This is a genomic window from Oenococcus kitaharae (assembly GCF_025758695.1).
In the GTDB taxonomy this organism is placed as follows: Bacteria; Bacillota; Bacilli; order Lactobacillales; family Lactobacillaceae; genus Oenococcus; species Oenococcus kitaharae_A.
The window spans coordinates 635,675-647,507 of record NZ_JANJQP010000001.1 but is presented as its reverse complement, the minus strand read 5'-3'; the positions used below and the strand labels follow the sequence as shown (position 1 = coordinate 647,507).

9 protein-coding genes are annotated in these 11,833 nt (G+C 44.5%); all 9 read left to right on the top strand.

Going from position 1 to position 11,833, the window contains the following annotated elements; all coding sequences use genetic code 11:
• Nucleotides 1-104 precede the first annotated feature (104 nt).
• A complete protein-coding gene (gene kdsA / locus NRF22_RS03380) occupies nucleotides 105-956 on the top strand; it encodes a 3-deoxy-8-phosphooctulonate synthase (protein WP_263779256.1) in 852 nt (283 codons plus the stop codon).
• A complete protein-coding gene (locus NRF22_RS03375; RefSeq protein ID WP_263779254.1) occupies nucleotides 943-1,896 on the top strand; it encodes a KpsF/GutQ family sugar-phosphate isomerase in 954 nt (317 codons plus the stop codon). The genes kdsA and NRF22_RS03375 overlap by 14 nt, the downstream gene beginning before the upstream one ends.
• A gap of 130 nt (nucleotides 1,897-2,026) precedes the next feature.
• Nucleotides 2,027-2,650: a helix-turn-helix transcriptional regulator gene (locus tag NRF22_RS03370; RefSeq protein ID WP_263779253.1), complete on the top strand. Its 624-nt coding sequence runs from the start codon at nucleotides 2,027-2,029 to the stop codon at nucleotides 2,648-2,650.
• 135 nt (nucleotides 2,651-2,785) lie between these two features.
• Nucleotides 2,786-5,422: a pyruvate, phosphate dikinase gene (gene ppdK, locus NRF22_RS03365; protein ID WP_263779252.1), complete on the top strand. Its 2,637-nt coding sequence runs from the start codon at nucleotides 2,786-2,788 to the stop codon at nucleotides 5,420-5,422.
• 148 nt (nucleotides 5,423-5,570) lie between these two features.
• Nucleotides 5,571-6,725 (top strand): glycerate kinase, encoded by a 1,155-nt coding sequence (locus NRF22_RS03360; RefSeq protein WP_263779251.1) that lies wholly within the window; start codon nucleotides 5,571-5,573, stop codon nucleotides 6,723-6,725.
• Between the two features lie 7 nt (nucleotides 6,726-6,732).
• Nucleotides 6,733-7,227, top strand: a complete 495-nt coding sequence (locus NRF22_RS03355) for a phosphatidylglycerophosphatase A (protein ID WP_263779250.1) — start codon at nucleotides 6,733-6,735, stop codon at nucleotides 7,225-7,227.
• Nucleotides 7,228-7,269: 42 nt separating this feature from the next.
• Complete coding sequence (gene thiD / locus NRF22_RS03350) at nucleotides 7,270-8,079, top strand: bifunctional hydroxymethylpyrimidine kinase/phosphomethylpyrimidine kinase (protein ID WP_263779249.1); 810 nt, start codon at nucleotides 7,270-7,272, stop codon at nucleotides 8,077-8,079.
• Between the two features lie 20 nt (nucleotides 8,080-8,099).
• Nucleotides 8,100-8,966, top strand: coding sequence for a YitT family protein (locus NRF22_RS03345; RefSeq protein WP_263779248.1), 867 nt, complete (start codon nucleotides 8,100-8,102; stop codon nucleotides 8,964-8,966).
• 199 nt (nucleotides 8,967-9,165) lie between these two features.
• A complete protein-coding gene (locus NRF22_RS03340; protein WP_263779247.1) occupies nucleotides 9,166-11,832 on the top strand; it encodes a cation-translocating P-type ATPase in 2,667 nt (888 codons plus the stop codon).
• The last annotated feature ends 1 nt before the right edge of the window (nucleotide 11,833 follow it).

Sequence of the window (11,833 nt, the reverse complement as noted above, 5' to 3'; positions counted from 1 at the left end):
TTCATTTAATCTATCTTTTGTATAGTTATTGCTGTGCATGGGTTTTATTGCTTTAAAATGAACTAAATTTTTTTGCAATTTTGTCCGCCCGAGGAGGCGCTGCAATGGAGAAAATTTCTAATATTTTTAAAGAATTCGCTTTTAAGGATTCTCAATTAACACTATTGGCTGGACCTTGTGCGATTGAGTCCTATGAAACTTGTGCCGAAGTGGCGGATACACTTAAAGAAGTGTGCGAACGATTACATATTAACTATGTTTTTAAATCATCTTTTGATAAAGCGAATCGTAGTTCTGTAGAATCGGACCGAGGTCAAGGATTGGAAACAGGCTTAGCTATTTTAAATCGGATCAAACATGATTATCGTGTTCCAATTGTGACTGATGTTCACGAGTCGTATCAATGCGAGCCTGTTAGCCAAGTTGCTGATGTTCTTCAGATTCCTGCTTTCCTTAGTAGGCAGACCGACTTGCTAGTTGCAGCTGCGAAAACTGGTAAAGTGGTCAATATCAAGAAGGGCCAGTTCATGGCGCCTGAGGATTTGATCCCAGCTACACGGAAAATTACGGATTACACGTCCAAGATTCTATTGACAGAACGTGGCAGTAGTTTTGGTTATCATCGTCTCATTGTTGATATGACTGGATTAATCGAAATGAGAAAAGCCGGATTTCCTATTATTTTTGATGCAACGCATTCCGTTCAGGTTCCTGGTGGGTATGGCGGCCATTCAGGTGGCAACAGAGATTATGCGTTTCCCTTGATGCGGGCAGCCTTAGAAATTGGTGTGGCTGGTATTTTTGCAGAAGTGCATCCAAACCCGCCCGAGGCTATTTCTGATGCTGATAATCAAATTTACTTGAGTAAGATCACACCGATTTTAGAAAACGCCAATCATATTTTTCAAGAACATCGCAAGGATGCCGAGGAGATGGCTGCTAATGGCTTATTATGAGATTGCGCGAGAGGTGTTTTCCCAGGAATCTGAGGAATTGGCAAAAGTAGCTGATCGTTTGGACGAAAAATTTGATCAATTAGTTAATTTAGTTGGTCGAACCAGTGGCCGCATCGTTTTCGTTGGAATTGGCAAGTCCCAAATCATTGCTGAGAAAATTTCAGCATCTCTATCATCTGTCTCTATTCATAGTTTTACGGTGGACGCAGGCACAGCTTATCATGGTGATTTGGGGCGAATTTCGTCTGATGATTTATTGATTTTCGTTTCCAATAGCGGAGAAACACAAGAAGTGCTTCAGACTTTGTTTTCTTTGCAATTAATCTTTCCGGAAGGCTTAAAGACTGTTTCTCTGACTGGCAATTTGAAGTCGACTTTAGCAACCAATACAGACCTTTCTTTTGATGTTGGCGTTGCTAAAGAGGCTGATACGACGGGACTTGCACCAACGTCTTCGACTACAGCTACATTGGTCTTTGGTGACGCTTTACTGGTGGCTTTGGAAAATCGCCAGGATTTTACCCGCAATAAATTTGCGTTATACCATCCGGGTGGCACGATTGGCCGCTTATTATTGCAGCGGGTAAAGCAGGCAATGCATAGCAAAGTACCATATGTTGATGAAGATACGCCGATCAATGAAGTTATTTATCAAATTAGTGATTTTGGTATCGGGATGACTTTGGTTAAGGACAAAATCACTGGGAAGGCGATTGGTATTGTGACTGATGGCGACATTCGAAAAAAATTTCTTTCCGTTAATTCGGTTAAAAAGTCCGTGGCTTCTGACTATATGACGAAAGGTTTTATCAGCATTAATCAGGATAAGCGTAATAAAGCTGCCTGGCAGTTAATGGCGAATTATGGTATTTCCAACTTAGTTGTTGTCGATGATGATGAAAATGTGGTCGGTGTCGCGACGGTTCATGATGTTCTATAAATTAAAAACAGCCATGTCTATGAAGAGGTTTGCGCGATTAAAAGTGGGCTCATGCTATAACTAATGTGTATGGATGAATCTGGTTTTTGGTATAGTAGCATTAAAATAATTGGATCGGTGGGGTTTAAGCATGGATTTAACATTGCGGCAACGGGAAATTGTGAGGATACTCAAAAAACGCAGTCCCTTAACTGGGGAGAGAATCGCTGAGGATCTAAAACTTAGCCTACCGACAATTCGTCCGGATTTACGTTTTCTGACTGGCATTAGTCTGCTTAAAGCGCGTCCTAAAGTGGGTTACGAGTATCAGGGCGGTCAATTGATAAATCTTGATTATGAGCATCTGTATCATCAGACAATTGCAGCGATTTTATTGCCGACAACGGAGATAAAGGCTAACGATACCTTACAAGATGCTGTGGGCCAGTTATTTTTAAATGATGTCGGATCACTCTACGTTCTTGATGATCAGGAAAACTTAGTTGGCCTGATTTCACGTAAAGATTTGCTGCGTGCCAGTCTAGATAATAGCCGTGTTCAATCTATGACAGCTAGTATGGTGATGACCAGAATGCCTAATTTAATTACCGCTACAGCTGATATGCCGATTCTTGAAGCCGGGCGTTTGCTGCTGCTGCACCAAGTTGATTCGCTTCCCGTGGTAGACAAACAAGCACCACGCCACGTGATTGGCAAAATTACGAAAAATCGTATTTTTCAGCATTTTATTGAATCGGCCCTGCAAAATTCATAGACATGTAAAAATTCCGTGCGTGAAGTGCGGTTTTTATTTTAAACATCTTTGTAAGCGCTTGCAATTTGATTGAATATATTATAAATTATATATCGAACAAATAAGACGTATTATTTGTTCCGAAAGGGTGCATATATGACCAAACAAATATATAACTTTTCAGAAGGCAGCAGCCAAATGTCTAATCTGTTGGGTGGAAAAGGTGCAAATCTCGCTGAAATGACACGGATGGGGCTGCCAGTACCACACGGCTTTACGATTACGACTGAAGCTTGCCATGAGTATCAGCTGCGGCATAATCTCAGTGCTGAACTGCTACAGGAATTAGACCAAGCTTTAGACAGCCTGAGCACAGTTACGGGCAAAAAATTTGGCGCAGCCAAAGACCCGCTGCTCGTGTCAGTTCGATCTGGTGCTGCCATTTCCATGCCTGGTATGATGGACACGATTTTGAATATTGGCCTCAATGACGAGAGCGTTAGCATACTGGCTCGATTAACTGGCAATGAAAGATTTGCCTACGATAGCTATCGTCGTTTGCTTGCCATGTTTGGCAACGTAGTTTTTGGTCTGCCGGAAACAGCTTTCGATCAAATTCTGACAGATATCAAGAAAGCTAAGAACTATGATTCCGATTTGGATCTGACCATCGATGATCTTAAAGAAATCGTGAGTCGTTTTAAGGAAATCTATGCTGATTCCGACCAAGGGGAATTCCCTCAAGATCCCAAAGAACAGCTTTTGGCAGCGGTTAATGCAGTTTTTGATTCCTGGAACAACCATCGTGCCCGAATTTATCGTCAAGAGAACCATATTTCAGAGGCATTAGGGACAGCGGTCAATATTCAGGAAATGGTTTTTGGCAATTTTGGGCAGGATTCCGGAACGGGTGTCGCCTTTACGCGTAACCCCTCAACTGGTGAAGCTGGTTTATTTGGTGAATATTTAATCAATGCGCAGGGCGAGGATGTTGTTGCAGGCATTCGGACGCCACAGCCTGTGAGTGTACTACAGGTATCGATGCCGGTTTTATATGCACAGCTCTTGGATACGGCTCAAAAAATCGAGGCGCATTACCGAGATATGCAGGATATGGAATTTACGATTGAACAAGGCAAAATGTATCTGCTCCAGACGCGAAGCGGGAAACGTACGCCGACAGCCGCGGTTAGAATTGCTGTTGATATGGTTCGGGAGGGCTTATTGACAAAAGGGGACGCCATTTTAAGTGTTGAGGCCGAATCAATTGCCAAAATGCTGCATCCGGAGTTTGACCCGGGGGATCTAAAAAAACACCAAGTGCTTACAAACGGTTTGCCGGCTTCACCGGGCGCAGCAACAGGGCAGGTCTATTTCACCTCTGCAGATGCTAAAAAAGCCAGTGATCAGGGTATTAAAGTCGTTTTGGTACGCTCGGATACATCACCAGAGGATATCGAAGGGATGATCGCCAGCCAGGCAATTGTGACATCTCGCGGTGGCATGACCTCACATGCAGCAGTTGTTGCGCGCGGCATGGCTTCGACAGGCGTTGTCGGGGCACACGACTTAGAGGTTGATTATGATAGCAAAACAGCTAGCGTCAAAGGCCAAGTGATTCATGAAGGTGATTGGATTTCGGTTGATGGCAGCAGCGGCAATCTATATCTAGGCCAGATTATAAGCCGCGATGCCGAGATCCGAGGTGAATTATCTCAGCTTCTCGATTGGGCCAAACAGACAGCTCGAATGGGTGTTTATACGAATGCAGATACACCAAAAGATTTCCAAAAAGCACTTGATTTTGGTGCTGATGGCATTGGATTGACTCGTACGGAGCATATGTTTTTCAAGTCCGAACGCCTGCTGCAGATGCGCCGCTTGATTTTAGCGGAGAACAAAATTGACCGCCAAGATCCTTTATCAAAACTTCTAGCTATGCAGCAAGGCGATTTTTACGAAATTTACCGATTGGCAGCCGGAAAAGAAGTCACAATCAGATTATTGGATCCGCCTTTGCATGAATTTTTGCCGCATGACGAAAAAGAAATTGCGGCTGTTTCTCAGCAAATTGGTCTTTCCGTCGAGAAATTGCGCGCCCGCATTGAATCATTAAAGGAGTCCAATCCGATGCTGGGGCATCGAGGCGATCGCTTAGCCGTGACTTTCCCAGATATTTACGAAATGCAGGTCCAGGCGATTATAAACGCTGTCCTGCGTTTGCATGACCAGGGGGTCAATGTGAATCCGCATATTATGATTCCATTGACGAATTCTAAAGCTGAGATGGGTTGGGTCCGCCGGTTAGTGGTTGATAAAATCGAGGAAACGATGGCCAAACACAAACTATCGATGGCTTATACTGTCGGGACGATGATCGAGACGCCGCGTGCTTGTGTGGTTGCTGACGAGATCGCAGAGGTATCGGATTTCTTCAGTTTTGGCACCAATGATTTAACTCAGTTAACATTGGCTTTCTCGCGTGATGACGTTGCCTCTTTTATGCCTGATTATCTGAAAAAAGGCATACTTCCGGCAGATCCTTTCCAAACAGTCGACACACAAGGTGTTGGCCAATTAATGAAAATCGCCATCGATAAAGGCCGTCGGACTAAACCGAATTTAGATATCGGCGTCTGTGGCGAAGTTGGCGGGGATGCGGCATCAATTGATTTCTTTGAAAAGATTGGTGTCAGCTATGTTTCATGCTCGCCTTATCGTGTGCCGGTAGCTCGTATGGCTGCTGCTCAAGCACACATTCGTAATCGCACGGCAAAAGTAGCACTTGTTTGATAAGCGCAAAAGGCATTAATTTTATTTAATGCCTTTTTTGTGCTCACATCCTATCCGGCTCCGGGGGAACTGCGGTAAATTAGATGAGTAAATGGTGCGGCGATCCAGAACCTTTGAACTAAGATCGCTTTTTTGCTAAGGAGCGTTTATGAAAATTGTAATTGCACCGGATTCTTTTAAAGGCAGTTTAACAGCCAAACAAGCAGCAGAATCCATTCATACTGGCCTACTTCAGGCATTGCCCCAAGCCGACTATGAGTTGATTCCGATGGCTGACGGTGGTGAAGGGACGGTCCAGTCATTAGTTGATGCAAAAGGAGGGATTTTTCAAAATGTCGATGTTTTGAATCCCTTTGGAGAAACTGTGTCAGCTCGGTATGGTTTGATTGACCATGGCAAAACGGCTGTCATTGAAATGTCTGCAGCCAGTGGTATCCAATTTATTCGAGAAAACCAAACTGATCCTTTGGCGGCCAGCAGCTACGGAACTGGCCAGCTCATGCTGGACGCCATGCATCGTGGTGCTCGCCAACTGATCATTGGGATCGGAGGCAGTGCGACGACAGATGGTGGTCAAGGAATGGCCGCAGCTTTAGGCGTTCGTTTCTTAAATAAACAGAATCAAGAAATTCATCTTGGGGGAGGCGGCTTGGGCGAGCTGGACCATATTGATGTTAGCCAGATTGACCCTTTGGTATCGGTCACGCATATTCGCATTGCCTCAGATGTGACCAATCCTTTGGTCGGGCCGAATGGATCAGCATTTGTCTTTGGCCCGCAAAAGGGCGCCAATCTGCAGATGGTACATCTTTTGGATAAAAATTTACTTCATTACGCAGCTACAATTCAGCATGATTTAGGAAAGAAACTGGCTGATTATCCTGGGGCCGGAGCAGCCGGTGGTTTGGGGGCAGGACTGCTGGCTTTTACGAACGCCAGTATGGCCAAGGGTATTGGAATTGTCATCGAGACAACTGATTTTAAAAAACGTGTTAAAAACGCAGACTTGGTCATTACAGGTGAAGGCTCAATTGATTTTCAGACACAATACGGCAAGACGCCGATTGGCGTTGCTCAAGCAGCCAAGGCCGTTTCACCGCAGGCAACGATCATCGCTTTAGCTGGCCATGTCGGTGAAGGAATTGATCCATTATATAAACTCGGTATTGACGCCGTTTTCAGCATTTTACCAGGTATACAAACGTTGCCAGAAGCGATTCAAAAAGCAGCCAGTAATTTATCTCGGACGGCTGAAAACATCGGCCGTTTGATAGCCAAAACGATACCTCCAAAAGGATTATGATTTAAGTATGATTTCTTATTCAAAATTAGCTCAAGCGAGTATCAAAGAGTTATCACAAAGAGGCGTCGCATTATCTGACGTCACGATGCTGACGACTGAATTTTTGCAAGCCCATTATCATTTCGCTGCCGATGGCAAACGGCTGGAAGAGGCTCTGTCGATGGTTTTAAAGCGCGACGAAGTTAATGACATTATTTTAACAGCCTTATTTATGGACGAGTCTGCTGAAACGATGTCCGACGACAATCCGCTTAAAGCACGTCTGGCCAGGGATGCCAATGGGCATAATGTTGATGAAATTTTAGCGATCGGACTGGCTAGCCAGTTTGGTGCCGCTGCAACGGTTCATTATGGCTGGCTGGACAATGAAAAACCCGGCCTGATCGGTGTTTTGAATGATAAAACTGATTCCGTCAATGTCTATATTGATGATATTCTGGCTGCACTTGTTGCAGCTTGTGCCATGAGCTATTTGGAGCTAACCGGCGGAAATCATTTCTAAATAAGTATTTGCTTTGTTTACCACACCCACGAGGAGATATTAATGATTACTAATTCATTCCCACAAGCTTTGACGATTGCCGGCTCGGATTCCGATGGATCAGCAGGTGTGCAGGCAGATCTGCATGCCTTTTTTTCTCGGCATGTCTATGGCAGTTCGGTTTTAATTGCGGCTGTAGCAGGAAATTCTTATGGTATCCATGCCAGCCATAGTTTTCCTCTTGATTTTATTGATGCTGAATTCAAGGCGTTAGCTGAAGATTTTCAGATTAAAGCTGCTAAAACAGGCATGCTCTCAGATGGCAGCTTGATTAAAAATGTCGTGGAAAATTATCAGCGTTATCATTTCGGTCCTTTGATTGTCGATCCGGTAATCACGACTAAGCACGGTGCAAAGCTTCTCGAAGATGCTGCGATTAATACATTAAGGGAAAAATTGCTTCCATTAGCGTTGGTGGCGACGCCGAATTATTCAGAAGCCCAAGTCATTGTTGATTTTGAGTTTCATGACCAGGCAGACGTTGCTAAAGCGGCTGCTCAAATTCAAAAACTTGGTGTTAAAAACGTTGTTATAAAGGGCTCACATGTCTATCAAGGCGATCAGGAGACTGTTTCCGATTATGTTCTTTTAGCTGATGGCAGCCATTATCTACTATCTGAAAAATATGTCGACACCACACATATCAATGGGACTGGCGACACCTTTTCGGCGATTATCACAGCGGAAATTGCGAAAAATAAATCTGTGAAAGACGCGATCGCGATTGCCAAAACGGCTACCTATGAGGCGATCAGCAATCAAATCGCTGTTGGCCATCAATTCGGGCCGATAAATCACTGGGCGATTAAGTAACTGGTTTATAATTTAATTCGATGGATCAGCTGAGAAACTACTTATCAAAACATGCGATCGCAGCCCGTGGCGGTGCTGCGATTCTGTATGGTGTCCTTGTTGCTGTTGCGATGAATTTTTTCTGGAAACCAGGGAACATTTATTCCAGCGGCTTTAATGGCCTTGGCCAGCTGGTCGGCTTTTTTTTCGCAAGCAGTTATCTGCCGCTGATTATTTTACTGATTAATCTGCCGATGGTGTTTCTGGCTATTATTTTGATTAGCCGTCGTTTAGCGTTTTTTGAAATTTCGGCAATTGCCTGTTCTTCAATCTTTATTGCGATTATCATAGCGCCGGCAAAACCTTTGATTTCAGATCCTTTGATGTGCGCTGTTTTTGGCGGAGCCATCAATGGTTTCGCCACGGGATTTGCTTTAAAAAACGGTGTCGCCACCGGCGGCTTGGATGTGCTGGAAATTATCAGCAAACGTTTTTGGAATATTAAAGTGTTTCCGATTAATGTCGCCTTTAATTCCTTTGTTATGCTGGGATCTGGTTTTCAGCACGGCTGGAGTCATGCTTTTTATTCCATTATCGGTATCGTCATTTCTGCCTGGATTACCACGATTGTTTATACACAGCAGCAGCAGATGCAGGTCATGATCGTGACTAACAGTAAAGACAAAATGATTGAAGCGATTCAATCTCGTTTGCGGCGCGGCATTACAGTGGTTGACGATGCTCAAGGTGGATATCTGCATGATTCTAAGCATGTCATTTTCACGGTTATCACATTAGAGGAGCGTTACGAACTTCATTTGGCTATCAAACAGGCCGATCCGAAGGCTTTTGCATCCATGTGGAAAGTAGATCATACTTTTGGCAATTTTTATGAAAAACAGGTCTGATTCATGCTGCCAGAACTATTAATAGTGGTTTAAAACGCTTTATTTTTTTCTTCTGTATAATTAAGTTATTAAATGAGGGAGTAACGGCGGTCGTATGTTTCATTTGATCTGCGGGAAAACCAAGTTGCACGAGCGAATAACTCTGGCGACCCTTAATCAGTGAGACTCATTTTAATAATAATTAGAGGAGTCTTTTATTTTGTCTGAAAATAAATTTTACGATCAGCCCGCCAAAGACGTTATCAAGCTTTTATCGTCTGATAAAAATCAAGGTTTGACGGCTGCGGCTGTGGCTGATCTCTTGGCTAAATACGGCCATAATGCGTTAAATGAGGCAAAGCGGACAACGCTGCTGCAGAAATTCATTAACCAGTTCAAGGATTTTATGATTGCTATTCTGGCTGTTGCGGCCGTTGTTGCAGCACTTACCGGCGAGGTCGTTGATGCGATCTTTATTTTGCTGGTTGTTGTCCTGAATGCGATTTTCGGCGTTTTTCAGGAATCCAAAGCAGAAGATGCGATTGAAGCTTTAAAACAAATGTCGACTCCCAATGCCAATGTCTTGCGTGATGGCAAAGTGCTTTCTGTGCCGGCAACCGATCTGGTGGTCGGAGATATTGTGCTTTTGGAAGCTGGTGATATTATCCCGGCCGATCTGCGACTGATAGATGTCAGCTCGCTCAAGATTGAAGAAGCGGCCCTAACTGGTGAATCAGTTGCAGTTGAGAAAAGCGCAGGTGTCTTGCGGGCTAAGAATCCGGGTCTTGGCGACCGGCACAATATGGCCTTTATGAATACAAATGCGACTTACGGCCGTGCGACTGGTATCGTGGTCGCAACAGGAATGCAGACTGAGGTCGGCCACATTGCTAATATGCTTGAGCAGACCGAAGAGACGGCAACGCCTTTGCAGATGAATTTAAAGCAGTTGGGAAAAACGCTGACTTATCTGATTCTTGTGATTTCGCTGATTGTGTTTGTGATCGGCATGTTAAAAGGTGCCGAGAACTTCATCAACATGCTGTTAACGGCGATCAGTATTGCTGTCGCAGCCATTCCAGAAGGCCTGCCGGCAATTGTGACGATTACGCTAGCCTTAGGTACAGGACGTTTGGCCAAGAAAAATGCTTTGATGCGTCGTTTAGCGGCTGTCGAGACACTGGGTTCCACGCAGATAATCGGATCTGATAAGACTGGTACCTTGACTCAAAACAAGATGACCGTCGAAAAGTATGTCGTAGACAATCAAGTCTATGATGCTGAGCGAAGCATCGAAGGGGATGCAACAGCCGAACGTCTAGCTGTTGTGATGGCTTTGAATAACGATACGAAGCGTACAGAAGAGGGCTTGATTGGCGATCCAACCGAGACGGCTTTGATTACCTTTAATGAGAAACAAAACCAGGATCTGGATAGTCTTTTTGACAGAATGGGCCGTGTGGCAGAGATTCCGTTTGATTCGGAACGCAAGCTCATGACGACTGTCAATAAACATCATGGCAAGTATCTGATTACCGTGAAAGGTGCGCCGGATGAATTGCTGCGACGGACATCTCAAATTGAGATTAAGGGTAAAATTCAGCCTCTGACTGAAGAGAATCGCCAGCAGCTGCTGGAAATTAACCATGAATTGGCTCAGCAGGCACTACGTGTTCTGGCATTCGCCTTTCAAAATAGCGATGAAGTGCCGGGTAAAATGACCAGCAAACTTGTTGAGCAGAACCTCGTCTTTGCAGGGTTTGTAGCCATGATTGATCCGGAACGTCCGGAAGTCGCACAAGCTGTTAAAGAAGCACGACAGGCAGGAATCCGGCCAATCATGATTACGGGTGACCATCGTGATACGGCGGCTGCGATTGCAATTCGTTTGGGCATTTTAACTAAAGAGCAGGGACCGCAGGCTGTTATTACGGGTGCCGAACTGGATAAAATATCTGATGAGGATTTTAATGACCGCGTGACACAGTACAGTGTCTATGCGCGTGTTGCACCGGAACACAAGGTTAGAATCGTCCATGCATGGCAAAAACGCGATAAGATCGTTGCGATGACCGGGGATGGTGTCAATGATGCACCGGCTTTGAAAACGGCTGATATCGGTGTTGCCATGGGTATTACGGGAACCGAAGTTTCCAAAGGTGCTTCCGATATGGTCTTGGCGGATGATAATTTCGCCACTATCGTTAATGCTGTTAAAGAGGGCCGTACTGTATTTGCGAATATTCAAAAAGCACTCCAGTATTTGTTATCATCTAATTTGGCAGAGGTTATGACCCTGTTTGTTATGACGATTATGGGCTGGAATTTGTTCGTGCCTGTCATGATTCTGTGGATTAATTTGGTAACGGATACATTTCCGGCGATTGCTTTGGGTTTGGAACCGACTGAACCTGGCATTATGCAGCGCCCGCCACGCGGTAAATCATCTAGTTTCTTATCAGATGGTGTCGGGCCGGCGATTGTCTGGCAAGGAATCATCCAATCCCTGACCGTGCTAAGCGTCTACGCTTTGGCCATTGCTTTTCCTGATCATCCGGGAAGCCAGATGTTGATTCACCGCGATGCTTTGACCATGTCATTTATGACGCTGGGCCTAATGCAATTAGTCAATGCCTTTAACGTTAAATCAGTTTATCAGTCGATTTTAAGGGTCGGCCCATTTAAGAATAAATATTTCAATGGTGCTATCTTAATCAGTTTGTTATCAATGGCGATTGTGGTGCTAGTGCCAGGCCTGAATGGTATTTTCCATGTTTCTGACTTGAATCTCCACCAATGGTCCATTGTACTGGCTGCTTCTTTCTCTATCATTGTGGTCGTGGAGATCGTTAAATTGTGCCAGCGAAAGTTTTTTAAGAAGATATAAT